At 65.8% G+C, this 17,978-nt stretch carries 12 protein-coding genes; 7 read left to right on the forward strand and 5 right to left on the reverse strand.

All coding sequences use genetic code 11. The annotated features are described in order from the left end of the window. Positions 1-23 precede the first annotated feature (23 nt). The 3 genes from KVP70_RS22165 to KVP70_RS22175 are packed head-to-tail and all read right to left on the reverse strand — an operon-like array spanning position 24 to position 2,549. Positions 24-1,295: a sensor histidine kinase gene (locus tag KVP70_RS22165; RefSeq protein WP_217944398.1), complete on the reverse strand. Its 1,272-nt coding sequence runs from the start codon at positions 1,293-1,295 to the stop codon at positions 24-26. Beyond that, positions 1,295-2,017, reverse strand: coding sequence for a response regulator (locus tag KVP70_RS22170; RefSeq protein WP_217944400.1), 723 nt, complete (start codon positions 2,015-2,017; stop codon positions 1,295-1,297). Before KVP70_RS22170 ends, KVP70_RS22165 begins: the two co-directional genes overlap by 1 nt. Before the next feature lie 55 nt (positions 2,018-2,072). After that, positions 2,073-2,549 (reverse strand): Spy/CpxP family protein refolding chaperone, encoded by a 477-nt coding sequence (locus tag KVP70_RS22175; RefSeq protein ID WP_217944402.1) that lies wholly within the window; start codon positions 2,547-2,549, stop codon positions 2,073-2,075. A 262-nt stretch (positions 2,550-2,811) separates the two neighbouring features. Here KVP70_RS22175 and KVP70_RS22180 point away from each other — a divergent pair, with 262 nt between their 5' ends. The 7 genes from KVP70_RS22180 to KVP70_RS22210 all read left to right on the forward strand — a co-directional run bounded on the left by KVP70_RS22180 (position 2,812) and on the right by KVP70_RS22210 (position 17,165). Then, positions 2,812-4,146 carry an efflux RND transporter periplasmic adaptor subunit gene (locus KVP70_RS22180; protein WP_217944404.1) on the forward strand — a complete coding sequence of 445 codons (1,335 nt, stop codon included), beginning with the start codon at positions 2,812-2,814 and terminating at the stop codon, positions 4,144-4,146. After that, positions 4,143-7,250 carry an efflux RND transporter permease subunit gene (locus KVP70_RS22185; RefSeq protein WP_217944406.1) on the forward strand — a complete coding sequence of 1,036 codons (3,108 nt, stop codon included), beginning with the start codon at positions 4,143-4,145 and terminating at the stop codon, positions 7,248-7,250. Before KVP70_RS22180 ends, KVP70_RS22185 begins: the two co-directional genes overlap by 4 nt. Then, positions 7,247-10,543 carry an efflux RND transporter permease subunit gene (locus KVP70_RS22190; RefSeq protein ID WP_217944408.1) on the forward strand — a complete coding sequence of 1,099 codons (3,297 nt, stop codon included), beginning with the start codon at positions 7,247-7,249 and terminating at the stop codon, positions 10,541-10,543. The genes KVP70_RS22185 and KVP70_RS22190 overlap by 4 nt, the downstream gene beginning before the upstream one ends. Then, entirely contained in the window at positions 10,540-11,973 is a 1,434-nt protein-coding gene (locus KVP70_RS22195; protein WP_217944410.1) for an efflux transporter outer membrane subunit, read from the forward strand. Before KVP70_RS22190 ends, KVP70_RS22195 begins: the two co-directional genes overlap by 4 nt. Before the next feature lie 139 nt (positions 11,974-12,112). Then, positions 12,113-14,692, forward strand: a complete 2,580-nt coding sequence (locus KVP70_RS22200; protein WP_229225012.1) for a chemotaxis protein CheB — start codon at positions 12,113-12,115, stop codon at positions 14,690-14,692. Positions 14,693-14,699: 7 nt separating this feature from the next. After that, positions 14,700-16,445 (forward strand): PAS domain S-box protein, encoded by a 1,746-nt coding sequence (locus KVP70_RS22205; protein ID WP_217944411.1) that lies wholly within the window; start codon positions 14,700-14,702, stop codon positions 16,443-16,445. Positions 16,446-16,463: 18 nt separating this feature from the next. Next, positions 16,464-17,165, forward strand: a complete 702-nt coding sequence (locus KVP70_RS22210; protein WP_217944412.1) for a hypothetical protein — start codon at positions 16,464-16,466, stop codon at positions 17,163-17,165. A gap of 150 nt (positions 17,166-17,315) precedes the next feature. On the opposite strand, the gene KVP70_RS22215 is transcribed toward KVP70_RS22210, so the two are convergent. Further along, positions 17,316-17,528 carry a hypothetical protein gene (locus KVP70_RS22215; RefSeq protein WP_217944413.1) on the reverse strand — a complete coding sequence of 71 codons (213 nt, stop codon included), beginning with the start codon at positions 17,526-17,528 and terminating at the stop codon, positions 17,316-17,318. Positions 17,529-17,548: 20 nt separating this feature from the next. Continuing rightward, positions 17,549-17,824, reverse strand: a complete 276-nt coding sequence (locus tag KVP70_RS22220) for a hypothetical protein (protein WP_217944414.1) — start codon at positions 17,822-17,824, stop codon at positions 17,549-17,551. Positions 17,825-17,978: the final 154 nt, after the last annotated feature.

Raw genomic sequence — 17,978 nt, forward strand, 5'->3', positions numbered from 1 at the left:
CGGCGCCGCTGCTTATAGCGGCATCATGCGGGCGCTGTCGCCAGCGGCAGCGTAATCTCGAAGCTGCTGCGGCCATCGGGCAGCAGCACGCAGCGGGCCTCGCCGCCGTGACGGCGGGCGATCTGGCGCACCAGCGCCAGGCCGAGGCCCGCGCCGCTGTTGTCGCGCGTGCCGCGACGGCGATAGAACGGCTCGAACACGCGCTCGAATTCCGCTTCCGGTATCCCCGGACCGCTGTCCCATACGGCCAGCCTGGCCAGCCCCTCGTCGCAGGCGATGGTCACGTGCGCCGGCGGCACGCCGTGGCGGTGCGCGTTCTCCAGCAGGTTGCGCAGCAGCCGGCGCAGCAGGCGCGGGTCGCCCTGCAGCACGGCCGAGGCGCCGTTGAGCACCGCGTCGTCGTAGCGCGCGCATTCCTCGGCGGCCAGCGCCAACAGATCCAGTTCTTCCAGCTCCGCGTTGTCGCAGACGGCGCCCAGGCGGCTGGCCAGCAGGATCTCGTCCAGCAGGTCGTTCAACTCGGCGATGTCCTGTTCCAGTCCGGCGCGGCGCTTCGGATCGACGCCGTCCTTGATCAGCTCCAGCGCCAGGCGGATGCGCGCCAGCGGCGTGCGCAGCTCGTGCGAGGCGTTGGCCAGCAGCGTCTTGTGCGCGCCGACCAGTTGTTCGATCTGGTCGGCGGCGCGGTTGAAGCTTTGCGCCAGCCGCGCGATTTCATCCTTGCCTTCGACCGGCACGCGCGCCGTCAGGTCGCCGGCGCCCAGCGATTCCACGCCTTGCTGCAACCGTTCCAGCCGCTTGGTCAGCCGCCGCACCAGCGGAAAGGCGGCGATGCCTATGCCCAGCGCCAGCAGCAGCAGGGCGTTGTGCAGCATGGCCTTGGGCCGCGTGAAGCCGAGCGGCTCGCTCGATAGCAAGCGGCGGCCGTCCGGCAGGTGTACATAGGATTCGGGTGGTGGTCCGCCCATGCCGTGCTGCTGCCAATGATGCGACGGCAGGGGCATGCCGACCACCGCCAGCGGCTGCCAGTTGCGGTTGAACAGCGTCATGTGCGCATTCATGCCGGTAGCCATGCGTTCCAGCGCGGCCTGTTGTTCGGCCGGCGGCGCATCGACCGGCGCCAGCGAATTCTGGATCACCATCGCCAGCGTGGCGTTGGAGCGCTCCAGCGGCCCGCCGCTGCGGTGCCACACCAGCACCACGGCCAGCGCGAACAGCAGCAGGCTGAAAAGCAGGGCCACGTAAAAGCGGAAGTAGAGGCGCGGCAGGCCCCAGCTGAAGCGCGGGGCGGCCATCAGTCCTGCACCTTGGCGAACAGATAGCCGGCGCCGCGCACGGTGATGATGCGGCGTGGTTTCTTGGGATCGTCCTCGACGGCGGCGCGGATGCGCGACATGTGGACGTCGATCGAGCGGTCGAAGGCTTCCAGCGGTTCGCCCTTGAGCAGGTCCATCAGGCTCTCGCGCGACAGCACGCGGCCGGCGTGGCGGGCCAGCACCAGCAGCAGGTCGAACTGGTAGGCAGTCAGCTCGCAGGACACGCCGTCCAGCCGCGCGGCGTGGGCGGCCGGGTCGATCTCCAGCCGGCCGAAGCGCAGGAACTCGGCGTCGTGCCGGGCCGCGCCGTCGGGCTGGTGGCGGTGCTCGACGCGGCGGCGCAGGATGGCGCGCAGGCGGGCCAGCAGCTCGCGCGGTTCGAATGGTTTGGGCAGGTAGTCGTCGGCGCCGATCTCCAGGCCGATGATGCGGTCGATCGCGTCGCCGCGCGCGGTCAGCATCAGCACCGGGATGTCGGATATGGCACGCAGCTGGCGGCAGACATCGAGGCCGTCCATGTCGGGCAGCATCAGGTCCAGGATCACGGCGTCGATGTCGCCGGCCGTGATGTGCTCCAGCGCCGCGCGGCCGTTGGGCGCGTGCGTGACGCGAAAAGCCGCCTGGCTCAGATACTCGGTGAGCATCTCGGCCAGGCGGGGGTCGTCTTCGACCAGCAGAATATGGTCAGGCATGGGATTCATGGTTGGGGTTCACGCAGACCATTCTACGGACAGGCGACCGGCTTCACAAGACGGCTTAGCCGTGATGGCCGTGGCGTTCGTGCATCTGGCTCAGGTGCTCGGCCAGCTTCTGGCGCTGGACCGGCGTAAGGGTATCACCTACGTCGGCCAGCAGTTGCACGATGCGCTTCGACGCCTGGTCGGCCAGCGCCACGCCTTGCGCGCGGGTGGTTTCCAGCGCCGAGCGGTCGATGGTAGTGGCCGACATCTGCTCGATCAACTGCTTGTGGATCTGTGGCAGCTGCTCATGCAGTGGCTTGATGTCGGCCATGGCGGCCTTGACCAGCGGCTCGATCTTGGCCTTCTGCGCATCGGTGGCGTCGACTTCGACATACAGGTGCTTGAGCATGCGCTCCATATGGGCGCTGGCGTCGATGGCGGCGTGTGGCCCGCCCATGCCCATGTGGCGTTCGACTGCGAAGGCGCCGACGCCCACGACCAGCGTGGAACCCAGCAGGAATGCGGCGACGGTTTGGCGATTAAAGATACTCATGTTTTATCCTCGTTTGGTGAATGTGGGAGACAACGAGGCCAGTGTGCGCCGCCAGCGTGAAGCAGCGATGTCGCGCCGGTAAAGATATGTAAAGCAACCTTAACGCCATGTACGCGCCAAGTGCGCAAAGTCCTTGATTTGTATCGAGTTTGTAACCTTCGGGGAGCCGCGACTGACAGCGGCAGGGTGCCTGTGCTAGAGTCCACGGATTGATCGCCATGGGGTATTTGCCATGGACACGCACGCATAAAAAAGGACCAAGATGGAATCGCAAGCCAAGCCGAGTTTGAACGCCGCCCCACCACAACGCAGCCGCCGTTCCAAGGTCGTCGGCAGCGTCATCGCCGTCGCCGCCATGGCGGGCCTGGGCGGCCTGGCCTGGTACCTGACGCACCAGGCGCCGAGCACCGGCGCGCCTGGCGCGCAAGGCGCTGGCGGTCCTCCCGGTCCTGGTGGTCCCGGCGGCGGCGCCGGTGGCCGGCGCGGCGGCCCGGCCACCACGGTCGGCGTGGCGACGGCTGACAAAGCCGATATTCCGGTTACGCTGGAAGCGCTGGGCACGGTCACCGCCGCGGCCACCACCGTGCGTCCGCAGGTGTCGGGCATCCTGCAGCAAGTGCTGTTCAAGGAAGGCCAGATGGTCAAGGCCGGGCAGGTGCTGGCGCAGATCGATCCACGACAGTTTGAAATGGCGCTGTTGCAGGCTTCCGGCCAACGCCAGCGCGACGAGGCGCAGCTGGAAAACGCCAGGCTGACGCTGAACCGCTATCGCACGCTGCTGGGCCAGGACTCGATCGCCCGCCAGGATGTGGACACGCAGGCCTCGCTGGTCAAGCAGCTGGAAGGCACGGTCATGACCGACCGCGCGCAGGAAGGCTCGGCCAAGCTCAATCTGGGCTACACCAAAGTGATCGCGCCGATCACCGGCCGCGTGGGCTTGCGGGTGGTCGATATCGGTAACCTGGTCAGCTCCGGCGACGCCAACGGCCTTGCCGTGATTACCCAGCTGTCGCCTATCGATGTGGAGTTCTCGATTCCGCAGGACAGCGTGCCGCTCGTGATGCAGCAGGTGAATGGCGGCGCGCAGTTGCCGGCCATCGCGCTGGACCGCACCCGCACCAATGCGCTCGACAACGGCAAATTCGCGGCGATGGACAACCAGGTCGACGTGCAGACCGGCACCGTGAAGGCCAAGGCGCGCTTCACCAACGCCAAGTCGACGCTGTTCCCTAGCCAGTTTGTCAACGTGCGGCTGGAGCTGCGCACCATCAAGGATGCGGTGATGGTGCCGGTGACGGCGGTGCGCCACGGCGCCAACGGCGATTTCGTCTACGTGCTCAAGGAAGACAAGACCGTCACCATCCGTCCGGTCACGCGCGGCCAGGCGACGGTCGACAAAGTGCAGATCGCCAGCGGCCTGCAAGTGGGCGAGCAGGTCATCACCGAAGGCGGCGACCGTCTGAAGGAAGGCGCCAAGGTCACGCTGCCGGGCGCCGGCAAGGGCAAACGCGATGGCGCGTCGGCGGCCGATGGTGCTTCCGCGCCGGCGGCGGGTGAACTCCGTCATCGCAAAGAACAGGGCGCGGCACAACAATGAGTCCATCAGCACCCTTTATCCAGCGGCCGGTAGCGACATCGCTGCTGATGCTGGCGATCGTCCTGGCCGGCATCGTCGGCTTCAAGTTCCTGCCGCTGTCCGCGCTGCCGCAGGTTGACTTCCCCACCATCCAGGTGCAGACGCTGTACCCCGGCGGCAGCCCCGAAGTGATGGGGCAGACCGTGACCGCGCCGCTGGAGCGCCAGTTCGGCCAGATGGCCGGCCTGCAGCGCATGAGCTCCACCAGCGCGGCCGGCGTCTCCATCATCACCCTGCAGTTCGGCCTGGGCCAGACGCTGGACGTGGCCGAGCAGGAAGTGCAGGCCGCGATCAACGCCGGCGCCTCGCTGCTGCCGACCGACCTGCCGGCGCCGCCGGTGTACGCCAAGGTCAACCCGGCCGACGCGCCGGTGCTGACGCTGGCCATCACCTCGGACACGATGCCGCTGACCGAAGTGCAGAACGTGGTCAACACCCGCCTGGCGCTGAAGATCAGCCAGGTCTCCGGCGTCGGCCTGGTCACGCTCAGCGGCGGCCAGCGTCCGGCCGTGCGCATCCAGGCGGACACCAACGCGCTGGCCTCCTACGGCCTGGGGCTGGACACGCTGCGCACCGCGATCACCGCCGCCAACGCCAACGGCGCCAAGGGCAGCTTCGATGGCCCGACCCGCGCCTACAGCATCAACGCCAACGACCAGCTGGTGACGGCCAAGGACTACAAGGACCTGATCCTGTCCTACAAGAACGGCGCCCCGGTGCGCCTGGCCGATGTCGCCACCGTCAAGGACAGCGCCGAAAACGTCGAACTGGGCGCGTGGTCCGGTAACAAGAAAGCCATCATCCTCAACGTGCAGCGCCAGCCGGGCGCCAACGTCATCGCCACCGTCGATGCGATCAAGGCCCGCCTGCCGGAACTGCAAGCGGGCCTGCCTGGCGCGATGAAGGTCGAGGTGCTGAGCGACCGCACCACCGGCATCCGCGCCTCGGTCGAACACGTGGAGACGGAGCTGCTGCTGGCCGTGGTGCTGGTGGTGCTGGTGATCTTCGCCTTCCTGCATAGCCTGCGCGCCACCGTGATCGCCAGCCTGTCGGTGCCGATTTCGCTGATCGGCACCTGCGGCGTGATGTACCTGCTCGGCTATAGCCTGAACAACCTGTCGCTGATGGCGCTGACCATCGCCACCGGTTTCGTGGTCGACGACGCGATCGTCATGATCGAGAACATCGCCCGCTACATCGAAGAGGGCGAAACGCCGATGGCCGCCGCGCTCAAGGGCGCCAAGCAGATCGGCTTCACCATCATCTCGCTGACGGTGTCGCTGATCGCCGTGCTGATTCCGCTGCTGTTCATGGGCGACGTGGTGGGCCGCCTGTTCCGCGAATTCGCGATCTCGCTGGCGATCACCATCCTGATCTCCGCCGTGGTGTCGCTGACGCTGGTGCCGATGATGTCGGCGCGCTGGCTCAAGAGCCACGCCGAGGAAAAGCCGAGCCGCTTCGCGCGCCGTTTCCAGCAGTTCTTCGACTGGGTGATCAACCACTACGACCGTTCCTTGACCTGGGTGCTGGAGCACGCCGGCCTGACGCTGCTGGTCGCACTGGGCACGATGGCGCTGACGGTGCTGCTGTATGTGGTGATCCCGAAAGGCCTGTTCCCGACCCAGGACACCGGCCAGCTGCAAGCGCGCCTGGAGACCGGCAAGGCCGTCTCCTACGCCAAGATGGCGGACCTGCAGCAGCAGGCCGCGCGCCTGATCCTGGAAGACCCGGACGTCGGCACGCTCAGTTCCGTGGTCGGCGTGGACGCCGCCAACAACACCATGCTCCACACCGGCAGCATGCTGATCAACCTGAAGCACGAACGCACCGGCAGCCAGCAGCAGACCATGGACCGCCTGCGCCAGCGCGTGTCGCAGATCCCCGGCCTGACGCTTTACCTGCAACCGACCCAGGACTTGACCATCGACGCCGAATCCGGCCCGACCCAGTTCCGCGTGTCGATCGAAGGCGCGGACAACGCCACCGTCAACCTGTGGGCGACCAAGCTGGCGGAGCAGATGCGCACGAAGCATGAGCTGCGCAACGTGGTGTCGGACGTCGGCGCCAGCGCCAACGCGGCCTACGTCAGCGTGGACCGCGACAGCGCCTCGCGCATGTCGATCACCGCCGCCTCCATCGACGACGCCTTGTACAGCGCCTTCGGCCAGCGCATCGTCTCGACCATCTTCACCGAGACCAACCAGTACCGCGTGATCCTGGAAGCGCGCCGCGACGACATCACCACCCCGGCCGACCTGGGCAACCTGCAGATACGCACCGGTTCCGGCAAGGCCACGCCGCTGTCGGCGGTGGCCACCATCAGCGAGCGCTCGGCGCCGCTGCAGGTGACGCACGTGGCGCAGTATCCGGCCACCACGCTGGGCTTCGACACGGCGCCCGGCGTTTCGCTGGGCACGGCGGTGGACTCGATCAAGCAGGCCGCCGCCGAGATCAAGTTGCCGGCCTCGGTCACGCTGACCTTCCTCGGCGCGTCCGGCGCCTACCAGGCATCGCTGTCGAATCAACTGTGGCTGATCCTGGCCGCCGTGATCTGCGTCTACATTGTGCTGGGCGTGCTGTATGAAAGCTATATCCATCCGCTGACGATTTTGTCGACGCTGCCGTCGGCCGGCGTCGGCGCCTTGCTGGCGCTGCTGGTCAGTGGCCAGGACCTGGGCGTGATCGGCATCATCGGCATCATCCTGTTGATCGGTATCGTCAAGAAGAACGCCATCATGATGATCGACTTCGCCATCGAGGCGGAGCGGGAGCAGGGCAAGCCGCCGCGCGAGGCGATCCACCAGGCCGCGCTGCTGCGTTTCCGTCCGATCTTGATGACGACGCTGGCCGCGCTGTTCGCCGCCGTGCCGCTGATGCTGGGCTGGGGCGAGGGCGCCGAACTGCGTCGTCCCCTGGGCCTGGCCATCTTCGGCGGCTTGATCGTCAGCCAGATGCTGACGCTGTACACCACGCCGGTGATCTACCTGGGCTTCGATAGCCTGGCGCGCCGCGTCCGCCGCAAGTTGGGCAGCCCTCCGGCGCAAGTTGAAGGTGGTGCGCTGTGAATCTGTCGTCACCCTTCGTCAGGCGCCCGATCGCCACCGTCCTGTTGACGTGCGGCCTGGCGCTGGCCGGCATCGGCGCGTTCTTCGTGCTGCCGGTGGCGCCGCTGCCGCAGGTGGATTTCCCGGTCATCTCGGTCAATGCCAACCTGCCGGGCGCCAGCCCGTCCACGATGGCCACCAGCGTCTCCACGCCGCTGGAGCGCCACCTGGGCGTGATCGCCGGCGTCAACGAGATGACGTCGCAATCGAATACCGGCTCATCCAGCGTGACCTTGCAGTTCGACTTGAACCGCAACGTCGACTCGGTCGCGCGCGAGGTGCAGGCGGCGATCAACGCCAGCCGCGTCGACCTGCCGGCCACGCTGCGCAGCAATCCGACCTACCGCAAGGCCAATACCTCCGGCATCCCGGTGATGATCCTGGCGCTGACGTCGGATACCCGCACGCCGGGCCAGATTTTCGACGCCGTCTCCAACACCGTGCTGCAACGCCTGTCGCAAGTGACCGGCGTGGGCGACGTGGAACTGGGCGGCAGCTCGCTGCCGGCGGTGCGGGTCGAGCTGAACCCGTATTCGCTGAACCGCTACGGCCTGTCGGCGGAAGACGTGCGCGCGGCCATCCAGGCCACCAACGCCAACCGTCCGCGCGGCGCCTTGCAGGGCAACGGCCGCCGCTTGCAGATCTATTCCGTCTCGGCCAACGCCAGCGGCGGACGCTCCGCCGCCGACTACCGCAACCTGGTGGTCGGCTGGCGCAACAACACAGCGATCCGCTTGCAGGACGTGGCGCAGGTGAGCGACGGCGTCGAGGACAACAACAACCTTGGCCTGTTCAACGGCAAGCCGGCGATCATCGTCATCCTGCGTTCGCAGGCCGGCGCCAACGTCATCGAGACCGTCAACAGCGTGCGCGCGCAGCTGCCGCTGCTGCAGGCGCAGTTGCCGTCGGACGTCAAGATCGACGTCGCCAGCGACAGCACCAATTCGATCCGCTCGTCGCTGCGCGAGATCGAGATCACGCTGATCATCTCCATCCTGCTGGTGGTGCTGGTGGTCAGCGCCTTCCTGCGCAGCGTGCGCGCCACCGTCGTGCCGGCGGTGGCGACCATCGTCTCGCTGCTGGGCACCTTCGGCGCCATGTATCTGCTGGGCTTCAGCCTGAACAACCTGTCGCTGATGGCGCTGACGGTGGCCACCGGCTTCGTGGTCGACGACGCCATCGTGGTGCTGGAAAATACCACCCGCCATATCGAAGCCGGCATGGACCGCTTCGAGGCGGCGCTGCTGGGCGCGCGCGAGGTGGGCTTCACCGTGCTGTCGATCAGCCTCTCGCTGATCGCCGTGTTCATTCCGCTGCTGTTCATGGGCGGCCAGTTCGGCGCGTTGTTCAAGGAATTCGCCGTGACGCTGTCGGCGGCGGTGATGATTTCGCTGGTGATCTCGCTGACCACCACGCCGATGATGTGCGCCTGGCTGCTCAAGCCCGGCCATGTGCACGCCAAGCCGCCGGGCCGCATCGCGCGCTTCTTCGAGCGCGGTTTCGACTTTATCCTCAAGGGCTACGAGCATAGCCTGGACTGGGCGCTGTCGAGCGTCTGGCTGGTGATGCTGAGCCTTGTGTTCGTGATCGGCCTGAACTTCTACCTGTTTGCGGCGATACCCAAGGGCGGCTTCCCGCAACAGGACACGGGCCAGATCAACGGCGGCATCCGCGCCGACCAGAGCATCTCGTTCCAGGCCATGCAGGGCAAGCTGAAACAGCTGGTCAACATCATCAAGGACGATCCCGACGTCGCCACGGTGGTCGGCTTTACCGGCGGCCGTCGCGCCGGCGGCGGCTTCATGTTCATCAACCTGAAGCCGGCCAACCAGCGCAGCGTGGCGGGGCAGGCGGTGATCGCGCGCCTGCGACCCAAGCTGGCCAGGGTGACGGGTGTGAGCCTGTTCCTGAGCCCCGTGCAGGACCTGCGGGCCGGCGGGCGCCAAGCCAATTCGAACTTCCAGTACACGCTCAAGAGCGACAACCAGGCCGATTTGAAGAAGTGGGCCAGCCGTCTCGCCGATGCGATGAAGGGCCAGAAGGCGCTGACCGATGTCGACACCGACCAGGCGGACAACGGCGTCGAGACCTTCGTCACCATCGACAAGGCCAGCGCCTCGCGCCTCGGCCTGTCGGCGCGCGATGTGGACAACGCCTTGTACAACAGCTTCGGCCAGCGCCAGGTGGCGACCATCTACTCGGAGCTGAACCAGTATCACGTCATCATGGAAGTGCCGCGCGAGTTCGCCAAGAGCCCGGAGGCGCTGAAGGATGTGTATGTGCCATCGAAAGGCCTGCCCGCGCCAAGCGCCAGCAATCCTAACGGCGCACCGGTGGCGGTGACGACTGCCGCTACCGGCGGCACCGGCACCACCACGAGCGGCACCAGTACAACCAGCGCCACCCCGGCCAACGTGGCCGCGCCTGCGGTCAAGGATGCGTCGTCCGGCTCCGCGCTTAGCACCAAGGCCACCACCATGGTGCCGCTGTCGGCGCTGGCCAGCTTCGCCGAAAGCTCGGCGCCGACCTCGATCAACCACCAGGACGGCGAACTGGCGACCACCATCTCCTTCAATCTGCAGACGGGCGCCAGCCTGTCCGACGCGGCGGAGCAGATCAAGGCGGCCGAAGCGGAAATCGGCATGCCGAACAATGTGCGCGGCAGCTTCCAGGGCTCGGCCAAGGCCGCGCAGGACAGCAACAAGTCACTGCCGCTGCTGATCCTGGCCGCCATCGTGGTGATCTACATCGTGCTGGGCATCCTGTACGAAAGCCTGGTGCATCCGATCACCGTGCTGACCACACTGCCGTCGGCGGGCGTGGGCGCGGTGCTGGCGCTGTTGATCTTCAAGATGGAGTTCTCGACCATTTCACTGATCGGCATCTTCCTGCTGATCGGTATCGTCAAGAAGAACGCCATCCTGATCATCGACTTCGCACTGGAGGCGGAGCGCTCGCGCGGCCTGACGCCGTTGCAGGCGGTGCGCGAAGCGTGCCTGCTGCGTTTCCGCCCGATCCTGATGACCACACTGGCCGCCGCGCTGGGCGCGCTGCCGCTGGCGATCGGCTTCGGCGAAGGCTCCGAGCTGCGCCAGCCGCTGGGCGTGGCCATCATAGGCGGCCTGATCGCCAGCCAGGTATTGACGCTGCTGACCACACCGGTGGTCTACATCCTGATGGACAAGCTGCGCCGCCGCGGCAAGTCCGAACAACATTTAAGCCGCATCCACAGCGAAGCGCCGGGCACACCATGAACAACACCGCACCATCCTTCCGTTACACCCTGATCGCGATGGCGGCAATGCTGACCTTGGCCAGCGGTTGCGCCGTCGGTCCGGCTTACCAGCTGCCGTCCACGCCGCAGCCGTCGGCCTACAAGGAAACCGCCAGCCAGGCCGAGAAGGTCGCCGCCGGCTGGACCGCCGCCGCGCCGGCCGACACCCTGGAGCGCGGCCCATGGTGGCAGCTGTTCGGCGATCCGCTGTTGGACCAGATGGCCGACAGCATCGAAGTCTCGAACCAGAACGTCGCCGCCGCCGTCGCCAACTACGCGCAGGCGCGGGCGCTGGTCGAGCAGCAGCGCGCCTCGCTGTTCCCGTCGGCGACGCTGAACGGCAGCGCCAACCGCTCCGGCGGGGGCGGCGACACGCCGACCGGCAACCAGTACCGCGCCAACATCGGCGGCAGCTGGGAGCCGGACGTCTGGGGCAAGCTGCGTGCCGGTACCAACAACGCCAAGGCCAGCATGCAGGCCAGCGCCGCCGAACTGGCCGCCGCGCGCCTGTCGGCGCAGGGCGAGCTGGCCACCAACTACTTCTCGCTGCGCCAGACCGACGCCCAGAAGGCGCTGCTGGACGCCACCACCGAGGGCTACGCGCGCGTGCTGCAAATCACGCAGAACCGCTTCGACGCCGGCATCGCCGCCAAATCGGACCTGCTGCAAGCGCAAACCCAGTTGGCCAACGCCCGCATCGACCAGGTCACGCTGGGCCGCCAGCGCGCCACGCTGGAGCATGCGATCGCGGTCCTGCTGGGCAAGGCCGCCAGCGATTTCACGCTGCCGCCGGCGCCGTGGAAGGTGGTGGTGCCGGATGTGCCGACCGGCGTGCCATCGACGTTGCTGCAGCGCCGCCCCGACATCGCCGCCGCCGAGCGCCGCGTGGCCGCCGCCAATGAGCAGATCGGCGTGGCCCGCAGCGCCTATTTCCCGAGCCTGAACCTGACCGGCGCCTTCGGCTACGGCTCCAGCTCCACCGGCGGCTTGTTCAACGCCTCCAACAACTTGTGGTCACTGGGCTTGTCGGCGGCGCAGACGCTGTTCGACGCCGGCGCCACCAAGGCCCGCGTCAGCGGCGCCGAGGCGCAGCGCGATGCCGCCATCGCCCAGTACCGGCAGACGGTGCTGAGCGCCTTTGCCGACGTCGAGAACCAGCTGGCCGCCACCCGCGCGCTGGCCCAGCAGCAGGACCTGCGCAAGATCGCCTCCGAGGCGGCCGACCAGGTCGAGGCGCAGATGCTCAACCGCTACCGTGCCGGCCAGGTTGGTTACAGCGACGTGGTCACCGCGCAGAACACCGCGCTGGCCGCGCGCCGCGCGCTGGTGCAGTCGCAGGCCGATCGCCAGACCACGGCGGTGGCGCTGATCCAGTCGCTGGGCGGTGGCTGGCATGCGGCAAGTGAGTAGGGTGGTGTAGCGCGGGCGACACAGTTTGGTGTTTGGGGACGGTGTTTGTATAATCATCTGGCAAGATGTTAACAATTACCACTTTCCTCCAAACGCCTGAACGCCGGTGCAGGCTTGTTCCGGTGCTCACCCAGCCATAATGACGAAACTAACCGCTCATGCAGCCGCTGTCGCCGCCATCGAAGTCCCGGTGGCGCAGCCCGCGCTCGGCCTGGTGCCGGTGGTGGGCATCGGCGCGTCCGCGGGCGGCCTCGATCCGATCTGCGAATTCCTGGTCAGCGTGCCGCCGGCCAGCGGCCTCGCCTACGTCGTCGTGCAGCACCTCGATCCGAGCCACAAGGCCATGCTGTCGGAACTGCTGCAACGGGTTACGCGCATGCCGGTGCATGAGATCGAGGATGGCATGCCGGTCGAAGTCGACCATGTGTATGTGATCCCGCCCGGCCGCGACCTCGGTTTCGACGGCGCCAATTTTGCTGTGTTGCCCGCTTCCGGCGCGCGCGGCCACCACTTCCCCATCGATAGCTTCTTCCAGGCGCTGGCCGCGCGCAACCGCGAGCATGCGGTGGCCGCGGTTTTTTCCGGCATGGGCGCCGACGGCACGCGCGGCTTGGCCGCAGTGCGCGAGGCCGGCGGCCTGACGCTGGCGCAGCAGCCGGCGTCGGCGCGTTTCGATCCGATGCCGCTCAGCGCCATCGCCGCCGGCCTGGCCGACATCGTGGCGCTGCCGGGCGAGATGGCGGCGCAGGTGATCAGCTGGTGGAACAGCAACGAATCCGGCCTGCCGGCCCAGGCGGCAGCCCAGCGCGATGCGCTGCGCCAGCTGTTCCAGCTGCTGCTCAATCAAACCGGCGCCAATTTTTCAGACTACAAGCTGAGCACCGTGTTGCGCCGCATCGAGCGCCGCATGAAGGTGCACCAGTGCCTGGCGATGGCCGACTATGTCACCTTCCTGCGCGCCAATCCGGCCGAGATCGAGCTGCTGTTCAAGGAACTGCTGATCGGCGTGACCAACTTTTTCCGCGACCCCAGGGTGTGGGACTATCTGATGGCGACCGCGCTGCCGCAGCTGCTGGAAGCGCACCCCGACGGCGCCGCCTTCAAGGCCTGGGTGCCGGCCTGCTCGACCGGCGAGGAGGCCTATTCGCTGGCGATCGCCTTCAACGAAGTGCTGGAGCGGGTGCGGCCGGCGGCGCGCTACACGTTGCAAATCTTCGCCACCGACCTTGATGACGACGCCATCGAGCGCGCGCGTCATGGCGTGTTTGGCGCAGGCATCGAGGCGGAAATGGCGCCGGAGCTGCTGCAACGCTATTTCATGGCGGCCGAGAAGGGCGGCTTCAGCATCCGCAAGGATGTGCGCAACTCCATCATCTTCGCTCGCCAGAACGTCATTTCCGACCCGCCGTTCACCAAGCTCGATATACTGTGCTGTCGCAACCTGCTGATTTATTTCACGGCCAAATTGCAGGAACAGTTGATCCCGTTGTTCCACTATGCGCTCAAGCCCGAGGGGCTGCTGATGCTGGGCAGCGCCGACACGCCCGGCAATTTTCATGAGCTGTTCGCGCCGACCACCAGTGCGGGGCGCATCTACCGGCGCCTGGACGCTTCCGTCCACCGCGTCGCTAATTATTTTCCGACCCGCGTCAATACCGCGTCGATTTCCACTGCCAGCGAAGCTCAACCATCCTCCATGAACGGTAACCTCCAAATTCAAGTCGAGCAGCAGCTGCTCAAGAAGCATACGCCGGCCGCCGTGCTGGTCAACGCCCATGGCGACATTCTGTACATCCATGGCCGTACCGGCGCCTACCTGGAACCGGCCGCCGGCAAGGCCAACTGGAACATCCATGCGATGGCGCGCGAAGGCCTGCGCCACGAGCTGGCCGACCTGCTCAAGCGCGCGACCCAGGGTGAAGGCCAGATCGCCGTGTGCGGCCTGGTCCAACGCGACGAGGCCGGCAAACCCTCGCAGGCGCTCGACCTGACGGCCGAGCCCATGTCCGGCGAAGGCCCGCTGGCCGGCACCGTCATGCTGACGCTGGCCGGCGCGCCGCTGCCGCCGCAAACGCGCCGCAAGCGCTCCAGCAATCCGCGGGTGGTGGAACTGGAGCAGCAGCTGGCGCAGGCGCGGTTGGAGATCCAGGCGGTGCGCGCCGAGATGCAGGCCTCGCGCGAGGAACTCAAGTCGGCCAACGAGGAGCTGCAGTCCACCAACGAGGAACTGCAATCGGCCAACGAGGAGCTGACCACCTCCAAGGAAGAGATGCAATCGCTGAACGAGGAGCTGTACACCGTCAACGCCGAGCTGCAATCGAAGGTCGACGACCTGTCGGTGGTGAACGGCGACATGAAGAATCTGCTCAACAGCACCGACGTCGCCACCATCTTCCTCGACGGCGAGCTGCGCATCCGCCGCTTCACGGACCAGAGCAAGCATATCTACAAGCTGATACCGGGCGACGTCAACCGCCCGCTGAGCGACATCGCCAACGATTTGCAGTATCCCGAGCTGGAGGACGATGCGCGCGAGGTGTTGCGCACGCTGGTGTTCCGTGAACGCCAGATCGCCACCAACGGCGGCGGCTGGTACACGGTGCGCATCATGCCTTACCGGACCGTGGACAATGTGATCGATGGCGTGGTGGTCACCTTCATCAACATCACCGAGTCGAAGCTGCTGGAGGCTCAGCTGCGTTCGATGCAGAAAGGATAGGACCAGCATGAAAAAGCGCCAGCGTCCCGAACTCGATCCCGTGCAGCTGCGCCAGATCGCCGAACTGACGGTGGCGGCGCTGCCGAAAGTGCGGCCGCCGGCCGACGGCGCCGGCAGCGATGAACTCAAGCGCTGGCATGAACTCCAGGTCAGCCAGATCGAGCTCGATATGCAGAACCTGGCGCTGGCCGAGCTGCAGATCGAGCGCGACCTGGCCGAAGAAGGGCGCGACAGCTACGCCGCGCTGTACGACCAGGCGCCGGCCGGCTACCTGTCGCTCGATGCCGACGGCCACATCACGCGCGCCAACCAGGCCGCCGCCGTGTTGCTGGCGCGGCCGATGTCCGAGTTGGCGGGCCGGCGCTTCGAGCAGTTCGTGGCGCCGCAATCGCAGGCGCTGTTGCGCGGCTTCCTGCTCGACTTGCTCGACAGCGGCGGGCGCGGGGTGCTGGAGGCGCCGTTGTTCGATTCCTACACGCGCAGCACCATGCGCGGACTGCGCCAGGTCCGCATCGAAGCCAATATGGATGCGGCGGGCCGCTCCTGCCGCATGATCCTGACCGACATCGGCACCGAGGACGTGCGCGAGGATGCGCGGCGGCGCGCCTTCCAGGTACTCGACAGCATCAACGAGGCGGTGCTGGTGTGCGATGCCGAGCAGAATATCATTTTCGTCAATCCCGCCTTCACCATGCTGACCGGCTACGCGGTGGAGGAGGCGCTGGGCCGCAATCCGCGCTTCCTGGGCCGCCCCGGCGCCCATCCGGCCGGCTATCACTCGGAGGCGCTGCGCTGCCTGCGCAGCTACGGCAGATGGCAGGGCGAGGTGCACAACCGGCGGCGCGACGGCACGCCGTACGTGGCCTCGATGTCGCTGACGGTGGTGCGCGACGACGATGGTTCGATCAGCCATTTCATCGGCGTGTTCTCCGACGTCACGGCGCGCCAGCAGGCCGAGGCGGCGCTGTTGAAGCTGACGCGTGAGCTCGATATGCGGGTGGCCGCGCGCACCGCCGAACTGACCGAGGCCAATCGCCAACTGATGCTGGAGGTGGTGGAGCGCAAACGCACCGAGGCGGCGCTGCATGAATCGCGCGAGCAGTTGCGCAAGCTGGCCGAGCACCTGGAGACGGTCAAGGAAAGCGAACGTACCCGCATCGCCCGCGATATCCACGACGAGCTGGGACAAAACCTGATGGCGCTGCGCATCGATATCTCCATGCTCAGCGCGCGCACCAGCGAGCGCCACGCGCGCCTGCATCAGCGGGTCGATGCGGTGCTGGAGAACGTCGATACCACCATCAGCAGCGTGCGTGGGATCATGAACGAGTTGCGGCCGGCGGTGCTGGACCTGGGCTTGCAGGCGGCGCTGGAATGGCAGGTGGGCGAGTTCCGCAAGCGCAGCGGCCTGGCCTGCTCGCTGACGCTGCCGGACGACGCGGTGTTTGCCGCGATCGCGCCGGAGATGGAAATTGTGCTGTTCCGCAGTTTGCAGGAGGCGCTGAGCAATGTGCGGCGCCATGCGGGCGCCAGCCGGGTAGATGTGTTGCTGGCGCGGCGCGACGGCCACCTGGTGTTCAGCGTCAGCGACAACGGCGTCGGCATCGCGCCGCAGCACCGCGCCAAGAGCGAGTCGTTCGGCTTGATGGGCATGGCGCAGCGCGTGGAATCGCTGGGCGGGCGGCTCGATATCGGCCAGTACGCGCCGGGGCGCGGCTGCACGCTGACGATGGATTTCGAGTTACCCGCTTGACGATCGGAGCGTATGCGTATGGGTGTTGAATATCGACATTTTATGGTGGTGGACGATGCACACTGGCGTCCCCAGAGTGACACGGCGGTCAGAGTCGAAGCAGTGCTGCGCGAGTGGTCGCTCATAGACGGGGTGGGGCACACGATAGACCTCGCGGCGTCTGAACAGAATCGCAGTGACACGTCGAACAGCGCGGCGTCGCCCGGATCGGGAGTCGCGATCGTCTATCCCGGCGCGACTGGGCCAGCGATAGAGTCTCTCGCCGGGCCGTCCTTATATGCCGATATCGCGCCGGATGACCGCTACCTCATGAGAGTGACCTTGGTCATTGGGGATGACTTTCGAGTGCAGCCCGGTTCGGAGAGCATCTATTTCGAGCTGGTGTCGCCACCGCTGGCCAATGGTGTACCGATTGAGGGAGTGGATTACGATTTTAATGACCGCCTGTTTGCCGCATCCTTTCCGTCTGCGGAGGCGAGCTCGCCGCCGGTCGTGATTGCGCACATAGAGGACGGCGCCAAGTCTGGTGTCGCGTGGGATTCCTGTCTTGGATACTGGCGAGGTGGACTCCTGCTTTCCTTTGGCAAGGATCTCCCCGCGTTCAGCGAAAAGCTACAAGCATTGCCTGCCCGCGATTTTGTCGCCGCGATCAGCGCTGCGTGGTTTGTCGCTGATCGTTTTCTGTCGCTTGTGAAAGAGAAATTTGAAGCGTTACAGTGAAAAGGACGGCACGTTCAGTGGATTAATGGGGTCAGTTCCGGCAACCCGCCAAATGGCACTTTGCCGGAACTGACCCCGAAGCGCGGAAGCGCCGAAGCGCGCTGACTATCCTCGCGTTCTCGATGTTAAGACGGCGGTCAACTGTTACAGCTAAATGGTTGGAATTTCAACTGCGACTTTGCGTAGTGGATCTATCATGTGAGTCCGATGCAGCGATGAAATTTCTGATTCATCCACCTCGATTTCAAGCACGTGGTGTTTTCTGGAAGCACCGGGAAGGCATTTGGCGCCGCCAACTGGCTGCCCCACAGCCACAATTTTGCCATCGAGGTCGTGCCATACGTGAACCTTCGTCATACCCATGGATTCCTCCTATCGACATCCTAAAAAAATTCGCTTTGCGCAAGAATTAATGCGTTGATCGCGTGGGACCCGGTATTGGCCACGGTCACAATACGCGCAACACTGCCGTCAACCGACCAACGAATTGTTTCCCCTGGTGAAAGGGTTGCTCTTCCATCTCCAAGGCTTGGAATTTCTACCTTGTTAATGATCATGCTATAGGTTATGAACTCTCTGTCCCCGTAACCATGAATGAAGACATACTGTGATGTACCGGGGGCGATATAACTAAAGAAATATTCGGGTTTTATAGCCATGACTAGCCTCGTCTATTCATTGCAATTCAGGAGCCTTCTGGCGGTGGCGGGTGGTAATCCTTGGGCTGCTCAAAGCTTAAGGCGATTGCGCCGCTCACCATTTAACGCATATCAAGCTGCGTAATGGAACTTTGAATTAGGAAATATCCGCCTC

Source organism: Duganella violaceipulchra (assembly GCF_019166075.1).
GTDB classification, from domain to species: domain Bacteria; phylum Pseudomonadota; class Gammaproteobacteria; order Burkholderiales; family Burkholderiaceae_D; genus Rugamonas; species Rugamonas violaceipulchra.

Excerpts from the sequence above, each read along its gene's own strand:
- KVP70_RS22215 (WP_217944413.1), bottom strand. The coding sequence starts at position 17,528 with ATGGGTATGACGAAGGTTCACGTATGGCACGACCTCGATGGCAAAATT.
- KVP70_RS22165 (WP_217944398.1), bottom strand. The coding sequence starts at position 1,295 with ATGGCCGCCCCGCGCTTCAGCTGGGGCCTGCCGCGCCTCTACTTCCGC.
- KVP70_RS22170 (WP_217944400.1), bottom strand. The coding sequence starts at position 2,017 with ATGAATCCCATGCCTGACCATATTCTGCTGGTCGAAGACGACCCCCGC.
- KVP70_RS22210 (WP_217944412.1), top strand. The coding sequence starts at position 16,464 with ATGGGTGTTGAATATCGACATTTTATGGTGGTGGACGATGCACACTGG.
- KVP70_RS22175 (WP_217944402.1), bottom strand. The coding sequence starts at position 2,549 with ATGAGTATCTTTAATCGCCAAACCGTCGCCGCATTCCTGCTGGGTTCC.
- KVP70_RS22195 (WP_217944410.1), top strand. The coding sequence starts at position 10,540 with ATGAACAACACCGCACCATCCTTCCGTTACACCCTGATCGCGATGGCG.
- KVP70_RS22205 (WP_217944411.1), top strand. The coding sequence starts at position 14,700 with ATGAAAAAGCGCCAGCGTCCCGAACTCGATCCCGTGCAGCTGCGCCAG.
- KVP70_RS22220 (WP_217944414.1), bottom strand. The coding sequence starts at position 17,824 with ATGGCTATAAAACCCGAATATTTCTTTAGTTATATCGCCCCCGGTACA.
- KVP70_RS22180 (WP_217944404.1), top strand. The coding sequence starts at position 2,812 with ATGGAATCGCAAGCCAAGCCGAGTTTGAACGCCGCCCCACCACAACGC.
- KVP70_RS22185 (WP_217944406.1), top strand. The coding sequence starts at position 4,143 with ATGAGTCCATCAGCACCCTTTATCCAGCGGCCGGTAGCGACATCGCTG.
- KVP70_RS22200 (WP_229225012.1), top strand. The coding sequence starts at position 12,113 with ATGACGAAACTAACCGCTCATGCAGCCGCTGTCGCCGCCATCGAAGTC.